Annotated in this window: 16 protein-coding genes and 1 riboswitch; of the genes, 1 reads left to right on the forward strand and 15 read right to left on the reverse strand. The window is 62.0% G+C overall.

Going from position 1 to position 21,012, the window contains the following annotated elements:
• Window position 1 precedes the first annotated feature (1 nt).
• Window positions 2–1,123 carry a glycosyltransferase family 2 protein gene (locus WLQ66_RS09695; RefSeq protein ID WP_340546104.1) on the forward strand — a complete coding sequence of 374 codons (1,122 nt, stop codon included), beginning with the start codon at window positions 2–4 and terminating at the stop codon, window positions 1,121–1,123.
• A 31-nt stretch (window positions 1,124–1,154) separates the two neighbouring features.
• On the opposite strand, the gene WLQ66_RS09700 is transcribed toward WLQ66_RS09695, so the two are convergent.
• The 15 genes from WLQ66_RS09700 to ftsY form a co-directional block, all read right to left on the reverse strand.
• Window positions 1,155–2,771, reverse strand: coding sequence for an AMP-binding protein (locus tag WLQ66_RS09700; RefSeq protein ID WP_340546105.1), 1,617 nt, complete (start codon window positions 2,769–2,771; stop codon window positions 1,155–1,157).
• A gap of 1 nt (window position 2,772) precedes the next feature.
• Window positions 2,773–3,933 carry an acyl-CoA dehydrogenase family protein gene (locus WLQ66_RS09705; protein WP_340546106.1) on the reverse strand — a complete coding sequence of 387 codons (1,161 nt, stop codon included), beginning with the start codon at window positions 3,931–3,933 and terminating at the stop codon, window positions 2,773–2,775.
• Between the two features lie 102 nt (window positions 3,934–4,035).
• Window positions 4,036–4,839 carry an enoyl-CoA hydratase family protein gene (locus WLQ66_RS09710; RefSeq protein ID WP_260104929.1) on the reverse strand — a complete coding sequence of 268 codons (804 nt, stop codon included), beginning with the start codon at window positions 4,837–4,839 and terminating at the stop codon, window positions 4,036–4,038.
• Window positions 4,836–5,294 (reverse strand): MarR family winged helix-turn-helix transcriptional regulator, encoded by a 459-nt coding sequence (locus WLQ66_RS09715; protein WP_260104930.1) that lies wholly within the window; start codon window positions 5,292–5,294, stop codon window positions 4,836–4,838. The genes WLQ66_RS09710 and WLQ66_RS09715 overlap by 4 nt, the downstream gene beginning before the upstream one ends.
• Window positions 5,294–6,052, reverse strand: coding sequence for an SDR family NAD(P)-dependent oxidoreductase (locus WLQ66_RS09720; RefSeq protein WP_340546107.1), 759 nt, complete (start codon window positions 6,050–6,052; stop codon window positions 5,294–5,296). Before WLQ66_RS09720 ends, WLQ66_RS09715 begins: the two co-directional genes overlap by 1 nt.
• Window positions 6,049–8,343, reverse strand: coding sequence for a bifunctional salicylyl-CoA 5-hydroxylase/oxidoreductase (locus WLQ66_RS09725; RefSeq protein ID WP_340546108.1), 2,295 nt, complete (start codon window positions 8,341–8,343; stop codon window positions 6,049–6,051). Before WLQ66_RS09725 ends, WLQ66_RS09720 begins: the two co-directional genes overlap by 4 nt.
• Before the next feature lie 673 nt (window positions 8,344–9,016).
• On the reverse strand, window positions 9,017–11,257 hold the full coding sequence (gene ptsP, locus WLQ66_RS09730; RefSeq protein WP_340546109.1) for a phosphoenolpyruvate--protein phosphotransferase: 2,241 nt from the start codon (window positions 11,255–11,257) through the stop codon (window positions 9,017–9,019).
• 45 nt (window positions 11,258–11,302) lie between these two features.
• On the reverse strand, window positions 11,303–12,541 hold the full coding sequence (locus tag WLQ66_RS09735; RefSeq protein WP_340546110.1) for an aspartate kinase: 1,239 nt from the start codon (window positions 12,539–12,541) through the stop codon (window positions 11,303–11,305).
• A 157-nt stretch (window positions 12,542–12,698) separates the two neighbouring features.
• On the reverse strand, window positions 12,699–14,147 hold the full coding sequence (locus tag WLQ66_RS09740; protein WP_340546111.1) for a TrkH family potassium uptake protein: 1,449 nt from the start codon (window positions 14,145–14,147) through the stop codon (window positions 12,699–12,701).
• Between the two features lie 64 nt (window positions 14,148–14,211).
• Window positions 14,212–14,976, reverse strand: coding sequence for a hypothetical protein (locus tag WLQ66_RS09745; RefSeq protein ID WP_340546112.1), 765 nt, complete (start codon window positions 14,974–14,976; stop codon window positions 14,212–14,214).
• A gap of 370 nt (window positions 14,977–15,346) precedes the next feature.
• Complete coding sequence (gene folE2, locus WLQ66_RS09750; protein WP_340546113.1) at window positions 15,347–16,450, reverse strand: GTP cyclohydrolase FolE2; 1,104 nt, start codon at window positions 16,448–16,450, stop codon at window positions 15,347–15,349.
• Between the two features lie 224 nt (window positions 16,451–16,674).
• Window positions 16,675–17,865 carry an O-succinylhomoserine sulfhydrylase gene (gene metZ, locus WLQ66_RS09755; RefSeq protein ID WP_340546114.1) on the reverse strand — a complete coding sequence of 397 codons (1,191 nt, stop codon included), beginning with the start codon at window positions 17,863–17,865 and terminating at the stop codon, window positions 16,675–16,677.
• A 60-nt stretch (window positions 17,866–17,925) separates the two neighbouring features.
• Window positions 17,926–18,004, reverse strand: a riboswitch (SAM riboswitch).
• A gap of 99 nt (window positions 18,005–18,103) precedes the next feature.
• Window positions 18,104–18,718: an inner membrane-spanning protein YciB gene (locus WLQ66_RS09760; protein WP_340546115.1), complete on the reverse strand. Its 615-nt coding sequence runs from the start codon at window positions 18,716–18,718 to the stop codon at window positions 18,104–18,106.
• Between the two features lie 68 nt (window positions 18,719–18,786).
• Window positions 18,787–19,689 (reverse strand): EamA family transporter, encoded by a 903-nt coding sequence (locus tag WLQ66_RS09765; protein WP_340546116.1) that lies wholly within the window; start codon window positions 19,687–19,689, stop codon window positions 18,787–18,789.
• A 97-nt stretch (window positions 19,690–19,786) separates the two neighbouring features.
• The gene (ftsY, locus tag WLQ66_RS09770; RefSeq protein WP_340546117.1) at window positions 19,787–21,001 is read right to left on the reverse strand and encodes a signal recognition particle-docking protein FtsY; all 1,215 of its coding nucleotides are present in this window, start codon (window positions 20,999–21,001) and stop codon (window positions 19,787–19,789) included.
• Window positions 21,002–21,012 lie beyond the last annotated feature (11 nt).

Here is a 21,012-nt window from a genome sequence, read left to right on the forward strand (position 1 = left end):
CATGACAACACGCCCTGCAAAGACGGCTCAGCGTCTGATCATCACCTGTATGAAAAACGAAGGCCCCTTCATCCTGGAATGGGTCGCCCACCACCGCGCCCTCGGGTTCGATCATATCCTGGTTTTCACCAATGACTGCGACGACGGCACTGTCGAGCTGCTCGATGCGCTGGCGGCCCGTGGCTATGTCACCCGGATGGACAACCCTTATCAGGAGATGGGCAGCGGCTATAATCCGCAGAAAGGTGCGTTGAAATTCGCAGAAGGTCTTGATCTGGTCCGGGAGGCCGAGTGGGTTCTGGTCTCTGATGTGGATGAGTTCGTGAACATTCACGTTGGCGACGGCGACCTCGACAGCCTTTTTGCTGCCACCGGTGATCCCGACATGATCTCGATGCAATGGCGCCTGTTCGGCAACAGTTTCCGCGATTCCTATGAGGACGTGCTGCTGACCCAGCAGCATACCTATTGCGCGCCCAAATACTGCCCTGCCCCGATCCAGGCCTGGGGCATCAAAACCCTGTTCCGAACGCGAGGGGACCATGTCGCCGGAGGCTATGACCGCATTGGCGTCCACCGTCCGCTGAAACGGCGCATAGAGGGGATGCCGAATTGGGTGGCAGGCACGGGAAAACCGGTGCCCGAGGATATGGCCGATCAGGGCTGGCGTTTCGGCATTCGCGACCACGGCTACGACATGGTGACGCTGAACCATTACGCCGTACGCAGCACCGAGAGCTTCCTTGTCAAACGCGACCGTGGCCGGGTGAACCATGTGGAGCGCGACCAGGGGCTGGCCTATTGGATGCGCATGAATTTCAACATGGAACAGGATCTCACCATACAGCGCCGCCTTCCGGCAACGAAAAAGGAACTGACCCGGCTCAAACGGCTCAAGGGGATCAAGGCGCTGCATGACGCTGCGGTCACCGCCCACCGCAGCAAGATCACCGAGCTGATGGCGCGCGACGACATGAAGGCCTTCTACGAAGAGATCTCCTCGGCAAAGCTGACGCTGCTTTCACGGCATCTGAATTTCGTCTCCCGTGCCCAGTTCAACGATGGCCCGGACGCAATCTCTCCCGACCTGATACGGCGGCTGGAACAGGTGCCTGTCCTCTAGCAGCCGGAATCCCGAGGCGCGGATCCCTGCGCTACTCCGCTTTCAGGCGAAACCGCTGGATCTTGCCGGTTTCGGTTTTCGGCAGGGCGTCGATGTAGACGATATCGCGGGGATATTTATAGGGCGCGATGGTCGCCTTGACGTGGTCCTGAAGCGCCTTGGTCAAAACATCCGACGGGCTGCTGCCCTCGGCCAGCACCACATGCGCCTGCACAATCTCTCCGCGCGCCTCATCCTTGGCGCCAATGACCGCGCATTCGGCCACCGCCTCATGCGACAGCAGCGCCGCCTCGACCTCCGGGCCTGCGATATTATACCCGGCCGAGACAATCATATCGTCATTGCGCGCCGCAAAATGCAGATAGCCATCAGCGTCCATCACGAAACTGTCACCGGTGATGTTCCAGCCATCGCGCACATAGCTGTCCTGACGCGTATCCGCCAGATAGCGACAACCCGTCGGCCCCTTGACCGCCAGCCGGCCAATCTCGCCGCGCGGCGCCTCTTTGCCCTCCGCATCCAGCACCCGCACCTGATACCCCCGGACCGGCTTGCCAGTACAGGCCGGGCGATGATCGTCGAACCGGTTGGAGATAAAGATATGCAGCATCTCCGTCGCCCCGATCCCATCCAGCATCGGTTTGCCAGTCTGCGCCATCCAATCCTCATAAACCGGCGCGGGCAGCGTCTCGCCCGCAGAAACAGCCGCCCGCAGCGACGACAGATCGGCCCCCTCCTCCATCGCGCGCAACATCACCCTGTAGGCGGTTGGCGCGGTAAAACAGACGGTCGCCCGGTATTTCTCAATAATCTCGATGAGATTCGGCGGCGAGGCATTCTCCAGCAATGTCGCCGCCGCCCCGAACCGCAGCGGAAAAATCGCAAGCCCGCCAAGGCCGAAGGTAAACGCCAGCGGCGGCGAGCCGACAAAGATATCTTCGGGCGTCACGCCCAGTACTTCCGCCGCGTAGCCATCCGCAATCATCAACAGATCACGGTGGAAATGCATGGTCGCCTTGGGCGCGCCGGTGGTGCCCGAGGTAAAGCCCAGCAGCGCCACATCGTCCCGGCCCGTGGCCACAGCCTCGAAACTCACCGGCTTTTCCAGCGCCAGCCGGTCCAGCTCGGCATCATGGTTGGAGGTGCCATCAAACCCCACAACGGACGTCAGATATGCCGAGGTCTTGGCGCAGCTCACCAACTCCTCCATAAGCCGCGTGTCGCAGAGCGCATGGCTGATCTCAGCCTTGTCGACGATCTTGGCCAGCTCCCCCGTCCGCAGCATCGGCATGGTGTTAACAACCACCGCCCCCGCCTTGGTCGCTGCCAGCCAGCAGGCCACCATGGCCGGGTTATTGGCCGAACGGATCAGCACCCGGTTGCCCGGCTTCACCCCCAAATCCTCCACCAGAACATGGGCCAGCCGGTTGGTCCAATCGGCCAGTTCCTTGTAGGTGCGTCGCCGCCCGTTGCCGATCAGGGCGGTATGGTCGCCAAATCCCCTGGCCACCATGGCATCGGTCAGTTCGACCGCGGCATTGAGCCGCTCGGGGTAGTCGAACCCCTCCATCAGGAACTCCGGCCACTGATCTGCCGGCGGCAGGTTATCGCGGGTGAATGTGTCGATATGTGCGCTTGGTCCCAGCATCTCAGCCCCCTTTTTGAAACGCGGAAATCGCCTGACGGGCGATCACCACACGCTGCACATCCGAAGCCCCCTCGTAGATCCGCAACGCTCTGATATCGCGATAGAGTTCCTCGACCTTCTGGCCCTGCCGCACGCCGTCACCGCCATGCAGCTGTACCGCCCTGTCGATGACTTGCTGCGCCTGGTCGGTGGAAAACAGCTTTGCCATGGCGGCCTCGCGGGTGATCCGCGCCGCGCCGCTGTCCTTGGCCCAGGCGGCACGGTAAACCAGCAGGGCGCTCGCATCCACATCCAGCGCCATATCGGCGATATGGCCCTGTACCATCTGCAAATCCGCCAGCGGCGCGCCCTGCACATGGCGCGTCGTCACCCGTGCCAGCGCCTCGTCCAGCGCCCGGCGGGCAAACCCCAGCGCAGCCGCCGCCACGGTGGAGCGGAATACATCCAGCACCGACATCGCAATCTTAAAACCGGCCCCCGCCTCCCCCAGCAGGGCGCTGCGCGGGATCCGGCAATCTGTGAACCTCAGCCTCGCCAATGGATGCGGCGCCAGTGTCTCCAGCCGCTCCACCACCTCAAACCCCGGCAGGCCCGCAGGCACCACAAAGGCCGAGAGCCCCTTCGCCCCCGGTCCCTCGCCGGTACGGGCAAACAGAGTATAGACATCGGCAATCCCGCCGTTGGAGATCCAGGTTTTCTCCCCGTTCAGAACGTAATGATCGCCATCCAGCGTCGCGGTCATGGTGGAATTGGCCACATCCGACCCCGACTGCGGCTCCGTCAGGGCAAAGGCCGCGATCGCCTTGCCCGAGCGGGTCAGCGGCAACCACTCCTGCCGCTGTGCCGCGCTGCCAAACAGGGAGATCGCCCCGGTCCCCAGCCCCTGCATCGCAAAGGCGAAATCCGCCAGACCGTCGTGCCGCGCAAGCGTTTCGCGGATCAGGCAGAGCGTGCGCACATCCAGCGCCTCTCCGGCCATGGCGCCGGAATTCTGCGTCCAGCCGCCTGCACCAAGCGCCGCAACCAGCGCCCGGCAGGCCGCGTCGGTATCGCCGTGATCGATATCCGCCAGCGCCCCGGCAGCCCAGCTCTCCAGCTCCTCCGCCAGCGCCCGATGGCGTTCTTCGAAAAACGGCCAGCTCAGAAACGTCCTATCCGCCATATCGCTCCTCCCGAGACAGGGCAGCGCCTGTCATCTTTCCCCAAATACTCCCGCCGGAGGCCTCTGCGCCCTCCTCCGGCGCCGGGGTCTCCGGGGGTCGGATCAATCCCCTTCAAACAGGGGTTTTTCTTTCTTCACAAAGGCCTGATAGGCGCGCTCGAAATCGGCCGTCTGCATGCAGATCGCCTGCGCCTGCGCCTCCGCTTCGATGGCCTGTTCGATCGACATCGACCATTCCTGCGCCAGCATGGTTTTGGTCATCATATGACCAAAATTCGGACCCGAAACGATCCGCTCGGCCCAGTTGCGCGCCTCAGCCATCAGCTCGTCAGCCGCCACGATACGGTTGTGAAACCCCCAGGCATGGCCCTCATCCGCGCTCATGGATCGCCCGGTATAAAGCAACTCCGCCGCCCGTCCCTGACCGATGATCCTCGGCAGGATAGCACAGGCGCCCATGTCGCAGCCCGCCAGCCCGACGCGGGTAAACAGAAAGGCCGTCTTGGCCTCGGGCGTGGCGATCCGGATATCCGAGGCCATCGCGATGATCGCACCGGCCCCGACACAGACGCCGTCCAGCGCGGCGATGATCGGCTTGCCACAATTCACCATCGCCTTGACCAGATCGCCGGTCATGCGGGTAAAGGCCAGCAGCTCCTTCATCGACATCTTCGTCAGGGGGCCAATGATATCATGCACATCGCCGCCGGAGCTGAAGTTGCCGCCGTTGGGTGCAAAAACCACCGCCTTTACGTCGTCATCGTAATGCAGCTCGCGAAACCAGTCGCGCAGCTCGGCATAGCTCTCAAAGCTCAGCGGGTTCTTCCGCTCGGGCCGGTTCAGCGCAACCGTTGCGACACCCGCGTCAACAGAGCACAGAAAATACTTGGTATCCGTCGAGATCATCCCTTGCGTCCTTCATTCTCAAGCCGTTTAGCCACCTGATCCAGAGCGTCGGACAGTGTCTGCACCTCCGCCTCCTGCACGCTGTCAAACATCCGGTCGATCCAGGCCTCATGCGCGGCGGCCTGGCGGGCAAATTCCGCCACCCCCGCCTCGGTCAGCCGCACCCGGCTGGCGCGCCGGTCACCGGGGACCTTTTCACGCTGCACGTGGCCATCATCCACCAGCCGCTCGACGATGCCGGTCACATTGCCGTTGGAGACTTTAAGCACGCCGGAGAGTTCACTCATCTTCAGCCCGTCAAGATGCTGGCTCAGCGCTGCCATCACGTCAAAACGCGGCAAAGTCGTGCTGAACTCCTGCCGCAGGTTCTCGCGGATTTCGCTTTCCACGGCGCGGGTGGCCTTCAGAACCTTGAGCCACAGCCGCAGCCGGTCCTTGGAGCGGTCGGTCTGCATCAGATCTCGCCTCCGGTGATCGGCAGCGCACTGCCATTGATGGATGCGGCAGCCGTCCCGGCCAGATAGAGCGCGGCATCCGCTACCTCCTCCGGCTGGATGAACCGCCCCTGTGGATTGCCTGCACGCAGGGATTTCGCCGCGTCTTCAGCGCTCATGCCGGTGGTCGCCACAATGGTGGCGATCGACCGCTCCAGAAGCGGCGTCTCAATGAACCCCGGACAGATCGCATTCACCGTGATCCCGCTGCGCGCCAGCTCCTGCGCCAGCGCCCGTGTCAGACCGATGACCCCGTGTTTGGCCGCACAATAGCCCGCGACATAGGGGTATCCCTTTAGCCCCGCAGTGGAGGCCACGGCGATCATCCGTCCCCAGCCTTCGGCCTTCATATCGGGCAGCGCCGCCTGCCACAGGTTGAACACCCCCGACAGGTTGACGGCAAGCGCCGCTGCGAAATCGCCCTCATCCATTCTGGCAAAGGGCTTGGAAGGCGCCGCACCCGCGTTGGCAATGGCAATGGTGATCGGGCCCTGCTGTTCACGGGCCGCCGCAAGCGTCTCGCGGACCGCCTCGGCATCGGTGACATCACAGGCCAGTGGCAGGCCATCCACCTCGGCGGCGACCTCCTCCAACGGTGCCTTGCGCCGCCCCAGCAGCGTTAGCCGCGCGCCCTGCGCCGCAAAGCCCCGCGCAAGGGCGGCACCCACGCCAGAGCCTCCGCCGGTGATTACCACATGTTTCCCGCAGATCTCGCTCATGCCCGGATCACCTCCGCCTCACGGTCGGCCAGACGCCAGGCCTGATCGCGCCCGGCCTGATAGGGCAGCGGCCAGTCTGCATGGCGATCACCGATCCGCGCCGCCTCATGCAGGGTCCAGTAGGGATCTGCCAGATGTGGCCGCCCGACACAGACCAGATCCGCCCGGCCGGCCATCAGGATCGAATTGGCGTGATCCGCCTCATAGATATTGCCCACCGCCATGGTCGCAATGCCCGCATCATTGCGGATCCGATCCGAAAACGGTGTCTGGAACATCCGGCCATAGACCGGCCGTGCCTCGGGTGTGGTCTGTCCGGCGGAGACGTCGATGATATCCGCGCCCGCCGCGGTGAACGCCCGCGCAATCTCGACCGCCTCTTCCGGCGTGACGCCTTCATCGCCGACCCAATCGTTGGCGGAAATACGCACGGACATCGGCTTGCTTGCAGGCCAGGCTGCCCGCATCGCCTCGAACACCTCCAGCGGGTAGCGCAGACGGTTTTCCAGCGCGCCGCCATACTCATCGGTTCGAATGTTGGATTTGGGCGAGATGAAGGATGAAATCAGATAACCATGCGCCGCGTGAAGTTCGATCATGTCAAACCCGGCGCGATCCGCCATCTGAGCTGCGGCCACGAATTGCGCCTTGATGGCCTCCATTTCCTGCGCTGTGATCTCACGCGGGGCCGGATTATCCTCAGTCCACGCAAGCGCAGAGGCCGAAACCGTCTCCCAGTTCCCCTCTGGCAGCGGCGCGTCCATGGTCTCCCAGCCCAATTGGGTGGAGCCTTTGCGGCCCGAGTGGCCGATCTGACAGCAGATCTTGGCGTCGGTCTCGCTGTGTACGAACTCCGTCAGCCGCGTCCAGGCGGCCTCATGCTCGGGCGCGTAAAGCCCCGGACAGCCGGGCGTGATCCGCCCCTGCGCCGACACACAGGTCATTTCGGTATAGACCAGCCCTGCTCCGCCCTTGGCGCGTTCGCCGTAGTGGATCAGATGCCAGTCGGTCGGGCAGCCATCCTTGGCCTTGTACTGCGCCATCGGCGACACCACGACACGGTTCTTCAGCTGCATCTCCCGCAGCCGGTAGGGGGCGAACATCGGCGGGCGCACCGGGGCATCCTCGCTGGCACCCGCCCGCGTCTGGAACCATTTCTCGGCAGAGGCCAGCCAATCCGCATCCCGCAGGCGCAGGTTTTCATGGGAAATCCGCTGCGACCGGGTCAGCAGCGAATAGTTGAACTGCACCGGGTCCATATCCAGATAGCGTTCCACATCCTCGAACCACTCCAGGGAGTTGCGCGCCGCCGATTGCAACCGCAGCACATCCAGCCGCCGCTCCTCCTGATAGCGGACAAAGGCCTGTTCCAACGTCGGTTCGGTGCTGATGAACTCCGCCAATGCGATGGCGCTGTCAAAGGCCAGTCGCGTGCCCGACCCGATGGAGAAATGCGCCGTGGCCGAAGCATCGCCCAGCAAGACCACGTTCTGATGATACCATGTTTCGCAAAGCACACGGGGGAAGTTGATCCAGACCGCCGAGCCGCGCAGGTGATCCGCGTTGGAAATCAGCGCGTGCCCATCCAGATGATCGGCAAAAATCGCCTCGCAGGTGCGCAGGATCTCGTCCTTGCTCATCGCCTCAAAGCCCCAGTTTTCCCAGGTCTGGGCCGAGCATTCAACGATCACCGTCGCGGTGTCAGCGTCGAACTGATAGGCGTGGATCCACATCCAGCCATGCTCTGTCTTCTCAAAGATAAAGGTAAAGGCATCATCGAATTTCTGCTGTGTGCCCAACCAGATAAACTTGCAAGGGCGCACATCGACGTTTGGTTTGAAATGCGCGGCAAACTCGGTTCGCACCCGCGAATTCAGCCCGTCGCAGGCCACGACCAGATCATAATCCGCCTGATAGCTCGCGGCCGATCCGACTTCGGTTTCGAACCGCAAATCAATACCCAGTTCGCGCGCCCGCTCCTGCAGGATCACCAGCATCGCCTTGCGACCGATGCCCGCAAACCCATGCCCGCCCGACACGGTCCGCACGCCGTCATGCACCACGGCGATATCGTCCCAATAGGCGAATTTATCGCGGATCCGCTCGGCGCTGACGGGATCATTGGCAGCCAGATTGTCCAGCGCGTCATCAGACAGCACCACACCCCAACCAAAGGTATCATCGGGCTTGTTACGCTCAAAAACCGTGATTTCGGCATCCGGCTGACGCAGCTTGGTCGAAATCGCGAAATACAGGCCAGCGGGGCCGCCTCCCAGACAGGCGATTTTCATGGTGCCACTCCCCTATTGCGATCAAAGCTAAGCACAGGATAAGCGCACGGCAATAAATTTCAAGCTTAAACTTTTAAACTTGAAGCTTTTGCCAGACCTGCAGGAGATCCGAGTTAAGGGAATATTCATCTCCGCTCTGCAATACTGGCAAGAGCATGACTCTTGCCCCGGTTTTCTCGGACGCCATCGCCATGGGCGCGGAAACCCAAGCTGTTCAGCCATAATTTCCCGATAAATTTCAAGTGGATAAGCCCCACAATTGATGTAGAGAACTTGTCTCAAACGGGTCATCCGATCTCCCGCAAAACCACAATTAATTCAATGTTTTCAGATAGATAAAACAACCTGTACAACAGGGACGGCGCTGTGGATAAGTTGGGGGACAGTTTGGGCATTCTCAACCCAAACGAGACACCTTGCCGGGACATTCAGAACCGACAAAAATATCGAGATAAGTCAAGTTTGGAAGGTATTAACAAAATGTTAAAGAGTAAATTCGATTGCGCAGTCACGATTCATCAAGACCAAACCAGAGGCACCAGCCAGACCCGTTACCTACGGCTATCCACAACACACTCATAGGCTGCAGCCTCTGACCTGATCCTCAGTCAAAAAAACCGCGCAGCCTCGGCTGCGCGGTCCCAATGCAGATTATGGTACGAAGGATCCCGGCTCAGAGCTCTCGCAGATATTGCATCACAGCCGGCCGCACCGTTTGCTCGCCTCGGTGGCGTGCGTCAGCGATGATTTTTCGAATAGCATTCAGATCGACCCGCATCAGCAGCGATTTGACCGGGCCAACCGAGGCAGGTCGCATCGACAGTACCCGCAACCCCATGGCCGCAAGGCAGACCGCCTCAATCGGGCGCCCGGCGTCCTCGCCGCAAAAGCTGAGCGGAGTCCCGGAAATCTCGCAACGCTCAACGATTTGCGCGATAAAGCTCAGGTAGCTCACGTTCAATGTGTCGTAACGCTTGCGCACCCTCTCGTTTTCACGGTCCGCAGCAAAGAAAAACTGCTTGAGGTCATTGCCGCCGATCGACAGGAATTCGACCTCGTCGAAAAACTTCTGCGGCGCAAAGGCCAGCGACGGGGTTTCCAGCATGGCCCCGACTTCCAGTTTTTCCGGCAGCGGATGCCCGAGGCGCCGTTCGCGTTCCAGCGTCTTGGCGACCTCGGCCTTGGCGGCGCGGAACTCCTCGAACTGCGCCACAAACGGGAACATGACCGTCAGCGGACGCCCGTTGGCGGCGCGCATCAGCGCCTGCAACTGCATCCGCATCACACCGGGCTTGTCGAGACCAACCCGGATCGCCCGCCAGCCAAGCGCCGGATTCGGCTCATCGGTCGGCTTCATATAGGGCAGCACCTTGTCCGACCCGATGTCCAGCGTGCGGAACACCACCCGCTTGCCGCCAGCCGCATCCAACACCCGCTGATACAGCGCCACCAGTTCGGATCGTTTCGGCATCTGGTTGCGGACCAGAAACTGCAATTCGGTTCGGAACAGCCCGACGCCTTCGGCACCGGAGTTTTCCAGCGACGGCAAATCGGCCATCAGCCCGGCGTTCATCAGCAGGTTCACACGTGTGCCGTCGCGGGTCAGCGCCTGTTTGTCACGGATCGAGGCATAGCGTTCCTGCGCCTTGGCCTGCATCGCGATCTTGTCGCGAAAGGCCCCCACAACGGTGTCATCCGGCCGCAGATGCACGACGCCCTGCTCCCCGTCCACCATGATATGGTCGCCGTTCAGCGCCTCGGTGGTGATGCGTTTGGTGTGAACCACCAGCGGAATGGCCAGCGCGCGGGCAATGATCGCCGCATGAGAGCCGACAGAGCCTTCCTCCAGCACGATGCCACGCAGGTTGCGGCCATATTCCAGCAGCTCACCGGGGCCGATGTTCCGTGCAATCAGCACCGGGTCCTCGGGCAGCTCTGCACCGGTTTCACGGCCCTGCCCGGTCAAAATCCGTAGCAGCCGGTTGGACAGATCATCCAGATCGCTCAGCCGCTCACGCAGATAGGCATCCTGCACCTGCCCCATGCGCGCCCGCGCCTGGGACTGTTCTTTCTCCACCGCCGCCTCGGCACTCAGACCGCGGCCGATGTCCTCTTCCATCCGCCGCATCCACCCTTTGGAATTGGCGAACATCCGGTAGGCTTCCAGCACCTGCAACTGTTCCTTGTCACCGGTCTGGGAGACCTCCAGCATCTTGTCGACGCCGACCCGCAGCTCCTCGACCGATTCATGCAGGCGCTCAAGCTCGCGGTGCGGATCATCGGCAATCGGATTGGTCACAACAACGCGCGGCTCATGCAGCCAGACGTGGCCTTCAACAGCGCCTTCCTGCGCGATGGTTCCCCGCAGTAGAACCGGTTGCTGGTGCAGGGGCGACAGTGCCGCGCCCTCGCCAACAAAGGCGCCAAGCTCGGTCATTTCGGCAATCACCATCGCCACCACTTCCAGCGCATAGACCGCATCGGCGGAGAATTCGCGCGCGTCCTTGGACTGCACCACCAGCACGCCCAGCATCTCGCCAAGCCGCTGAATCGGCACCCCCAGGAAAGAGGCATAACGCTCCTCCCCGGTTTCCGGCATATAGCGGAACCCCTTGGCGTTGGGGGCATCCGGGGTGTTGACCACCTTGCCATAGCGCGCCACACGGCCCACCAGCCCCTCGCCGATCCGCATACGGGTCTGGTGTACGGATTCAACGTTCAGACCCTGAGTCGCGCAGAGCTCAAGCGTCTCCTCGTCCCGGAACAGATAGACCGAGCACACCTCGCTGCGCATGCTATCGGCGATCAGCTGGGTGATCTTGTCCAGCCGGGCCTGACCGGCATCATCACCGGCCATCGCCTCGCGCAAGCGCATCAACAGATTGCGACTTTCGGATTCGGTCGTCTTTACCATGGGGGCCGTTCACACAGGTTTCGGTGTCAGGCAGCCAGGTCCAGATCAGGCCGCCTTGTCCAATTCAAAGGCATCATGCAGTGCTTGCACTGCAAGTTCCATGTATTTCCGGTCGATCAGAACCGAAATCTTGATTTCGGAGGTGGTGATCACCTTGATGTTGATGCCCTCGTCCGACAGCACCTTGAACATCTTGGCTGCAACCCCTGATTGTGAGCGCATACCGATGCCAACCACCGAGACCTTGGCAACATCACGGTCAGCCAGCAATTCGGCGTAGTTCAGCTCGCCCTTCTGCTTTACCGCCTGCAACGCCTGTTCGGCGCGCGCCACCTGATCGGTCGGGCAGGAGAAGGTCATATCGGTGCGACCCTCGGCCGAGATATCCTGAACGATCATATCGACGTTCACACCTGCATCGCTAAGCGCGGTAAAGATATGTGCCGCGATGCCGGGACGGTCGGCGACCGATTGCACGGTCAGCTTGGCTTCGTCACGGGAATAGGCCACACCGGCCACAACATTGGATTCCATGATTTCCTCCTCGTCGCAGACCAGGGTTCCGGCCTCGTCGGACTGTTCCTCAAAACTCGACAACACGCGCAGCTTCACCTTGTAGCGCATCGCCAGTTCAACAGAGCGGGTTTGCAGGACCTTGGCGCCCAGCGAGGCCAGCTCCAGCATTTCTTCAAACGCGATCCTATCCAGTTTGCGCGCCTTATCGCAGATCCGCGGGTCGGTGGTATAGACCCCGTCCACATCGGTATAGATATCGCAGCGCTCCGCCTCAAAGGCCGCGGCAAAGGCAACAGCGGTGGTATCAGACCCGCCCCGGCCCAGCGTGGTGATACGGCCTTCGGGGCTGATCCCCTGAAACCCTGCAACCACGGCGACGCGCATGCCTTCGCCGAACTTCGCATTGATGTTCTCCGGCGGGATCTCTTCGATCCGGGCCTGACTGTGGGCGCTGGTGGTTTTCAGCGGCACCTGCCAGCCCTGCCAGCTGCGCGCGGGGATATCCATCTCCTGCAGCGTCAGCGCCATCAGACCCGCCGTCACATTCTCGCCCGAGGAGACCACAGCATCATATTCGCGCGCATCAAACAGCGGCGAGGTCTCATTGACCCAGCCGACCAGCTCATTGGTCTTGCCCGACATGGCAGAGACGATAACGATCACGTCATAGCCCTTGGCCACCTCAACGCCCACGCGTTTCGCCGCGCGGCGGATGCGGTCCAGATTGGCGACAGATGTACCGCCGAATTTCATCACAAGAACGGGCATTGGGCAAAACTCTCCGTGCGCTTGCGGGTTTCAACTCCCCGCCTCTTATGCGAGCGGCCCCACAAGGGCAAGCCTGCGGATTGTAGCGATACACGCAGAAACGCCGGTGCAACACGCAATTTTGATGCGTCAAAGCGGCGCGTTTCGGTCGATCTGCCTAGTTGCGCCAAAAACGGATGGTCAGAATGGCATAGACCGCCATCAGCTCCAGCCGCCCGATCAGCATCGCTGCGCTCAGGATCCACTTGGCCCCATCGTTCAGCGTGGAGAAGTTGCCCGCAGGCCCGATCCGGTCGCCAAGGCCGGGGCCGATATTGGCCACAGCCGTTGCCGCCCCCGACACCGCCGTCACAAAATCAAGCCCGGTCAGCGCCAGCGCCCAGGCCACGATCCCCAGCGTGACCACAAAGAACATGAAAAAGGAGATCACCGAGCTCAGCACCTCGGCGTCAACCGCCCTGCCCTGATAGCGCGGGACAAACACCCCATGCGGCGAATGAATGCGCTGGATCTGCACCCGGATCGAGGCGAACAGCAGCTGATAGCGGAAAATCTTGACCGAACAGGCGGTTGACCCCGCACAGCCGCCAATCAGCCCGATAAAGAAGAACAGCATCACCAGAAAGCTGCCCCACTGCATGTAATCAACGCTGGCGTAGCCGGTGCCGGAGATGATCGAGGTGATATTGAACAGCGCCTCGCGCACCGCCTGCTCGGGGTGGTGAGGAAACACATAGACCAGCACACAGGCCGTCACCACGACAAGGATCAGGATGGTGGCCAGAAAGGTCTGGATCTGGCTGTCACGAAACAGCGGCTTGGAATGGCCGTTGACCATCTGCACATAGCGCACAAAGGGCAGCGCCGCGAGGATCATGAACACCGATGCCGCATATTCAGGCGCGCCCGTAAAGGTGCCGAAAGACGCATCGTAATTGGAGAAACCCCCGGTGGAACATGTGGTCAGCGCATGCACCAGAGCGTCAAAGGGCTGCATCCCCAACAGCATATAGACCACCATGCAGGCCACGGTCAGGCCGACGTAGATCAGCGAAATCTGCTTCGCGATTGCCTGCGCGCGCGGCAGGATTTTACCCATCGTATCAAAGGCTTCGGAGCGGAAAATCTGCATGCCGCCAACCCGCAGCTCCGGCAGGAACACCATGGCCACCACAATGATGCCGATGCCGCCCAGCCATTGCAGGATGCCCCGCCACAGCAGCAGTCCGCGCGGCAGACCATCAAGGCCCGAAATCACAGTGGAGCCGGTGGTGGTAAGGCCGGACATCGCCTCGAAGAACGCATCGACAAAGCGCAGTTCAGTGGCGCCCAGCATCAGGGGGATCGCCCCGAACACCGGCAGCGCCACCCAGACCAGCGTCGTCAGCAGAAAGGTCTGCTGGATCGTCAGCCCCTCGCGCACCCCATTGGCACAGGACAGCGCAATCAGCCCGCCGCCAAGGATGGTGATGACGGCACTTTCGAGAAAGACCGGCCATTCCCCCTGCCCGTCGTATAGATCGACAGCCAGCGGGAACACCATGGTTGCCCCAAGGATGGCCACCAGAAGGCCAATGACATATCCAACCGGACGCAGATCCAACATGCGCGCAGCGTTGGCCTCCACCGGGCGGAGTGTCAAGAGACTGCGCGACTGTTGCGACCCGGGGTTAGGGTTTTGTCGACTTCTGTGACACCGTGCCGACTTTCGCCGTCATCGCACTGGCCGACGTGCCGCCCCCCCCGCCCTGACCGGTCATCAGCGCCTGAGTGCTGGTGGTTCCGGCCTGTTTCGCGCCAACCGGCGACAGCGGAGTCCGCGCAGCGGGCTGCGATGCAGGCGAAGATGCCGGGGCCGGATCCTTGGCGGGCATCGCTGCCGGTTTCGACGGCGCGCGGGTGGTTTTGCGGCTTGGTCCGGCGGCGGCGGCCTTGGCGGCGGGCGTATCGGGTGTCACGGCAGCAGCAGCGGCAGGGGCCGCAGGTTTTGCCACATCCGCTTCGCTCGTCGCGACCTTGCGCTTGCTGGAAAAATCGGACGCCCCGGCTGTATCCGCCTTGTCGGTGGGCTGCGGCGTTGGCGCAACCGTCGGCGTGCTGGTCGCCGCCTTGGTCCGTGCCGGGCGGGTTTTCTTGCGGGCAGGCTTGCGCTGCGGGGCGGGCTTTGGTTTTGCGGCCGCAGGTTTCTCCGCAGCGGTTGCGGCAGGCTCGGCACTGCGGCTGGCTGCCTCCGTGCTGCGCGCGGCGGTGGTCTTGACACGGGTCTGGTTCAGCCCCACCGCAATCGCATGGCTGGCAACCGCCATCTGCGCGGCGGGCATTGCTCCCATCAGGGCCACGGCCCCACGCCAGAACCGCATCTGGCGCCCAACAAGCGTACCTGCCAATGCAGCAGGTGTCCGGGGAAGGTCGGTGAAGTCGAGTAGAGGGATCATCAAAATCTCCTGTTTGGCGGGTGGCATCCGCCGCGATATGGCTGCGCCAGACATCAGGGCCAGAGATCAGACGGCCTTGCTGGCGCAGATGAACAAGAGACATTGGTCTGACCATCTTCCGAACCCGGTAAGCTCGGCGCGACAGCCCTGGCACGAGGCCCCCTCCGCCCCTCGGACAGGGGGAACGACGCAGCGCGCACCCCCACAGGTTGCAACTCTATCTGATTCCTTTTGCATTGCAGCATAAATAATGCCGCATTGCAGAGTCGCCCGTAAAAAGCGCGAAAAACCGCCGCCTAATCAGGCAGCGGTGTCGGGTCTATGTCGGAAAATGGGGCGACAGGCACGATTGGCGTCCTGCGCGCCCGGATCACCCCTGATGGATCAGGGTTGCGAACATCCGTGGGTCGATGCTGCGCGCCGCAAAGGTCGGCCCCTGCGTCAGCACGCTGATCGCATCATGGCTGTGCAGGCTCTCCTGATGGCTGGCCACCACCCGGAAGTCGCCGATACGGGAATCCGATTGCAGCGCCTCGCAGAACAGCCGCGCGGCATCTTCGACAAAGATCGGATTGGCCGCGTTCAGCTCGGCAAAGGCCTGCTCATCCTCGCGCTTGACCATGACCTGGGTCTCGGTCGGCACCGCGCGGCGGCAATGGTCGATCACATCCTCGAACCACAGAACCGGCGCGCCCGGCTCCTGCACCAGCGAAATCCGCGCCACCGAGCGCTGCGAATGCGGCGTCGCCAGCTGGCCACGGGCACTGCGGGCATGTTCGCTCAGCTCAAGCGAACAGGGACAGGTCGAGGAATAGACGTAATCCAGATGGATGATCTTCGTCCGCTCGCCATCGTGATCCACGATTTCCAGAGCGATATCATAGTATTGATAGCCCGACAGGCCCGAACGCAGGCTTTGCACCTTCACCGGGAAGGAAAACCGCATCTGCAAACGTGCATCAAGGCTTTCGAGATCGGTGAGGTAATCATCAAGCGCCGCTTCCATCACTTCAAAGCTGAAAGTGCGTTCAGCGTGTTTGTAAAACGACCGCATGATCCGGGACATATTGATGCCCTTCTTGTCGGCATCCAGGCTGACGGTGCCGGTCACGCTGGTTTCCAGCGTCAGATCGCCATTGTCGCGGGTGTGAAAGCGAATCGGCAGGCGAAAATTGGAAATTCCGACGTGCTGGATCTGCTCATGGGCGCCGCGGATCAGGCTGGACGGCCCGTTCTGCAGGTCCGGCAGGGTCGCACGATAGCTGCTATCGGCCTCAAACTCCTCAGGGTAGTGGCGCGACAGATCGGGATAATCACCAACGGGTGCATCCGGCAGAAGCCGTGCAACCACAGGGTTTAGTTGAGCAATTTCGGTCTCGGTTGCCGTGCTGGCCCATTTGCGCAACAGCTCGAGTGCATCCTCTGCATCTGCTCGATCAGGCGCCTTGGTCAGATTACGCGAGTGAGAGTTCATGAAACAGAGACCTCCGCTGACGCTGCCCGATCATCAGGCAGCAGGATTAGTTTTAGTCTGTTACGCAGCAGATCGCAAAACAGATCATTCAAAAGCGTCGTGTTTTGCGCATTTACGGCGATTGACGCCAGATCCTCTTGGATCACGCTTGGCATCGGGGGCAGCGGCGACGCGCGCGCCCTGCCCCCTTATCGCCGTCGCTATTCAGCCGCAGCTTCAGCCGATCAGGCCTCCGCCACCGCCAGGGCCTGTGTCAGATCCGCGATCAGATCGGCGGCATCCTCAAGCCCGACCGAAAACCGGACCAGACCGGGCGTAATGCCCAGTTCGGCCTTCAGCTCATCAGACAACCGCTGATGGGTGGTGGTGGCCGGATGGGTGGCGATGGATTTCGCATCGCCCAGATTGTTGGAAATCACCGGGATGGTCAGCGCGTTCAGGAACCTGAATGCAGCCTTCTTGCCGCCCTTGAGGTCCAGCGACAGCACCGTGCCGCCTTTGCCGCCCAGCTGGCGCTGCACCAGTGCGTATTGGGCATGGGTCTCCAGGCCGGGATACATCAGCCGGCTGAGTGCGGAATGACCGCTCAGCGCCTGCGCCAGTTCCAGCGCTGTATCGGCCTGGGCATTGACCCGCAGGGAAATCGTCTCCAGCCCCTTCAGCAGCGTCCAGGCATTGAACGGGCTGAGGCTGCCGCCGGTGTGCTTCATATAGGGTTCAACGGTGCCCCGGATGAACTCTCGCGTGCCAAGGATGACGCCGCCCAGCACCCGTCCCTGCCCGTCGATATGTTTGGTCGCGGAATAGATCACCACATCCGCGCCCTGCGCGATGGCATTGGAAAACACCGGCGTCGAAAACACGTTATCGACCACCACAGTGGCCCCGACCTCATGGGCCAGCTCGGCCACTGCGGCGATATCGATCACCTCAAGTGTCGGGTTGGACATTGACTCGAAAAACACCGCCTTGGTGTCAGGGCGCAGCGCTGCGCGCCACTGTTCAAGGTCGGTGCCATCGACAAAGGTCACCTCAACCCCGAACCGGGTCAAGATCGTCTCGAGGATATAGAGACAGGAGCCAAACAGCGCCTTGGCTGAAACCACATGGTCGCCTGCCTTCAGCATCGAGGTCAGCGCGCCATTGACCGCAGCCATGCCGGATGCGGTGGCAAAGGCGTCCTCGGCCCCTTCGAGCGCGGCAATGCGCTCTTCGAACATCGCCACCGTCGGGTTGCCATAGCGGGCATAGATGAATTCATCGGGGCCGGTCTCGATAAACCGCGCCTCGGCCTGTTCGGCGGTGTCGTAAACAAAACCCTGCGTCAGGTAGATCGCTTCGCTGACCTCATTGTACTGGCTGCGGCGGGTACCGCCATGCACCAGTTTGGTACGCTTGTTCCAGGTCTCGCTCATCTTCTGTCTCCTTGCGCGTGTTGCGCATTAAAAAACCCCCGTTCGGCCAAGCGAAAGGGGGTCCTTCACATCCTGACCTCTTTAGCGGGATTGTTTTACGTGGCCCGCAATCCGGTAACAAATCGCCACGATATATCCGTATCGGATAAGCCCAAACCGCCGTTTGGTCAAGTCCGCAGCGCGCAGATCGCGACACGCAGCGGCACCACGGGACCGGGTCGCTGCGGCTCTGCCTGCGTCACTCGCGCTCGTCCACCTCGGAGTCGGGTAGCCCATAGGCCTGAAAAACCCGCGCCTGCGTCATGAAAAAGGCAAACATCGCCAGCGACAGGCCAAAGGTCTTGAAATAAACCCAGGTGTCGGTGCTCTGCGTGCGCCAGGTCAGCTCATTCAGGAGCGCCAGCGCGAAGAAGAAGTAACACAGCCGCCGCGTCAGGATCATCCAGCCTGCGTCCTGCAGCGGCATCAGCTCATCCATCGCCACCTTCAGATAGCTTTCCCCCCGGATGAGACCGATCGCCAGCGCACCGCCCAGCAGCACATATAGGATCGTCGGCTTCATCTTGAAGAACCGCTCATCATTGAACCAGACCGACAGCCCGCCAAACAGGATCACAATCACCAGCGTCCCAACCTGAAGTCTGGAAATATGACCGGTCAGCCGCCACAGTGCCAGGCTCGACAGCACCATCAGCGGAATGAAGGCCGCCGTCACCACGATAAAGCCCTTGTACTCCTGCCCGCCGATTATCAGCAGCTCATCGCGCAGGCGCAGATAGCCGACAAAAAACAGCACCAGCGGGCCGTATTCCAGCACCAGTTTAAGGGTTCGGTTGATCGGTTTTCCCGCCATTTCTATTCCTGTTTCTACCTAAATTCACCGGCGGTGATCGCCGAGGCCTGGCCGCTGTGCCAGCCGGATCAGCCGCCCATCTCCACTATCACGGCCCCCAGCGCGATCAAAGCCATCAGGGCAATCCGTCGCGGCCCCACGGTTTCCTTCAACACCAGCCAGCCGATAAGCGCGGCAAAGACCGTGGAGGTTTCGCGCAGCACCGCCGCCTCTCCCACCTTGTCCAGCCGCGTGGCCAGCATGACCGCACCAAAGGAGCCAAAGGCGATAAGCCCCCCCAGCAGTCCCTTGGCCATCAGAGGGCCGGGGTCCGGGCGCGGCACCATCGCCCGCCAGCGCAGATAGGCATAGGGCGGCATCGCCAGCCCGTCGATGAAGAAGAACCAGGCAAGAAAGGTGAACGGATCCGCCGTCGCGCGAATGCCATAGGCGTCATAGGTGGTATAGAGCGCCACAAAGACGCCGGTCGCCACCGCCAGCGCCAGGGCGCTGCCCAGGGTTTCGCGATTGTCGGTCAGATTGCGGTAATTGTAGAGCGCCAGTCCGAAAATCCCCGCCAGCAGCACCAGAACCCCCAGCCACTGCACCGCTGTAAAGCCTTCGTCAAACAGCATCGACGCGCCCAGCACGGTGAACAGCGGCCCGGTGCCGCGCACCACCGGATAGACCACCGTGTAGCTGCCCTTGCTATAGGCCAGCCCCTGCAGGATCTTGTAGAGCACATGGATCAGCCAGACGCCCGCAAAGATCGGCCACATATGCGGCTCGGGCCAGGGCACCACGAACAGCGCCAGCGGCAGGGCCATCAACCCATAGGAGAAATCAATTGCACCGCGCGACAGCCAGGGGTCATATCGCCCCTTTTGCAGCGCTCCGAACACCGCGTGCAGGATCGCCGCCATCAGCGCCAGCGCAAGCGCCGCATGATGCCCCGCCTCGGTCCCCTCCAGAGAGATCAGCCAGTCGCTCAACCGCAGTACCTTTGCTCCAGAACAGATCGCCGGGGGTTTTCCACCCCCGGACCCCCGAGGATATTTTCAGCCAGAAGATGCGGCTGGCGCGCGCGGCTCAGGAGGTTTCCAGCCCGGTCAGGGCGGCCGCAAATTCTTCGGGATCAAACGGGGCAAGGTCGTCGATCTGCTCGCCCACACCGATGGCATGGATCGGCAGGCCGAATTTATCCGCCAGCGCCACCAGCACACCCCCCTTGGCGGTGCCGTCCAGCTTGGTCATCACCAGCCCCGACACATCGGCCAGTTTCTGGAAGGTTTCCACCTGATTGAGCGCATTCTGCCCGGTGGTGGCATCCAGAACCAGCAGGGTGTTATGCGGCGCGGTCTCGTCCTTCTTGCGGATCACCCTCACAATCTTTGCCAGTTCTTCCATCAGATCGGCGCGGTTCTGCAGGCGGCCAGCTGTGTCGATCATCAACAGATCCGCCCCCTCTTCCTGCGCCCGTGTCATCGCATCAAAGGCAAGGCTGGCAGGATCCGATCCCTCGGGCGCGGTCAGGACCGGCACACCTGCACGGTCGCCCCAGACCTGCAACTGCTCCACTGCCGCGGCGCGGAAAGTGTCGCCTGCGGCGATCACCACCTTCTTGCCCGCGGCCTTGAACTGGCTGGCCAGCTTGCCGATTGTGGTGGTCTTGCCGGAGCCATTGACGCCCACCACCAGCACCACCTGCGGGCGTTTCTGGTAGATTGGCATCGGGCGGGCGACCGGTTCCATGATGCGGGCCACCTCTGCGGCCAGCAGCTCCTTGATCTCACGCGTCGAAAGCCGCTTGCCAAACCGGCCCTCGGCCATATTGGCAGTGACACGCAGCGCGGTATCGACCCCCATGTCGGCGGCAACCAGAAGATCCTCCAGCTGCTCCAGCATGTCGTCATCCAGCGCGCGGCGCGGCTCATCCGCCTTACCGCGCCCTATCAGACGCCCCAAAAGCCCAGGCGCTGCCGGAACCGGGTCCTGGGTCGGCGCGGGCATCGGCTTCATCGCCGGTTTCGCCATCGGCTCTGCTGTGCGGGCGGTCTGTTCGGGTGTCTCTGCGGGGATCTCGGACGGCGCTTCAGACGGCACCTCCACTGGCGGCGCCTCTGGTGCCTCAACAGGCTGTTCAGACGGCACCTCGACAGGCGGTGCGGATGGCGGCACCTCGGGCGTCTTCTCCGGTGCGGGCTGTTGTGCGGCCGCGCCCTCTTCGACGATGGCATCAAGCCCTTCCTCAAGCTTGTTCGACGACTTGAACAGCCGGTCCTTCAGTTTTGAGAAAAACGCCATGTCGGTCTCCG

The organism is Phaeobacter sp. A36a-5a (assembly GCF_037911135.1).
In the GTDB taxonomy this organism is placed as follows: Bacteria; Pseudomonadota; Alphaproteobacteria; order Rhodobacterales; family Rhodobacteraceae; genus Phaeobacter; species Phaeobacter bryozoorum.

Bases quoted from the DNA above. Each gene is read 5' to 3' on its own strand.
- WLQ66_RS09700 (WP_340546105.1), bottom strand. From the start codon at position 2,771: ATGCTGGGACCAAGCGCACATATCGACACATTCACCCGCGATAACCTG.
- WLQ66_RS09705 (WP_340546106.1), bottom strand. From the start codon at position 3,933: ATGGCGGATAGGACGTTTCTGAGCTGGCCGTTTTTCGAAGAACGCCAT.
- folE2 (WP_340546113.1), bottom strand. From the start codon at position 16,450: ATGAACTCTCACTCGCGTAATCTGACCAAGGCGCCTGATCGAGCAGAT.
- ptsP (WP_340546109.1), bottom strand. From the start codon at position 11,257: ATGGTAAAGACGACCGAATCCGAAAGTCGCAATCTGTTGATGCGCTTG.
- WLQ66_RS09715 (WP_260104930.1), bottom strand. From the start codon at position 5,294: ATGCAGACCGACCGCTCCAAGGACCGGCTGCGGCTGTGGCTCAAGGTT.
- WLQ66_RS09735 (WP_340546110.1), bottom strand. From the start codon at position 12,541: ATGCCCGTTCTTGTGATGAAATTCGGCGGTACATCTGTCGCCAATCTG.
- WLQ66_RS09740 (WP_340546111.1), bottom strand. From the start codon at position 14,147: ATGTTGGATCTGCGTCCGGTTGGATATGTCATTGGCCTTCTGGTGGCC.
- WLQ66_RS09720 (WP_340546107.1), bottom strand. From the start codon at position 6,052: ATGAGCGAGATCTGCGGGAAACATGTGGTAATCACCGGCGGAGGCTCT.
- WLQ66_RS09695 (WP_340546104.1), top strand. From the start codon at position 2: ATGACAACACGCCCTGCAAAGACGGCTCAGCGTCTGATCATCACCTGT.
- WLQ66_RS09745 (WP_340546112.1), bottom strand. From the start codon at position 14,976: ATGATCCCTCTACTCGACTTCACCGACCTTCCCCGGACACCTGCTGCA.
- WLQ66_RS09725 (WP_340546108.1), bottom strand. From the start codon at position 8,343: ATGAAAATCGCCTGTCTGGGAGGCGGCCCCGCTGGCCTGTATTTCGCG.
- ftsY (WP_340546117.1), bottom strand. From the start codon at position 21,001: ATGGCGTTTTTCTCAAAACTGAAGGACCGGCTGTTCAAGTCGTCGAAC.
- metZ (WP_340546114.1), bottom strand. From the start codon at position 17,865: ATGAGCGAGACCTGGAACAAGCGTACCAAACTGGTGCATGGCGGTACC.
- WLQ66_RS09710 (WP_260104929.1), bottom strand. From the start codon at position 4,839: ATGATCTCGACGGATACCAAGTATTTTCTGTGCTCTGTTGACGCGGGT.
- WLQ66_RS09760 (WP_340546115.1), bottom strand. From the start codon at position 18,718: ATGGCGGGAAAACCGATCAACCGAACCCTTAAACTGGTGCTGGAATAC.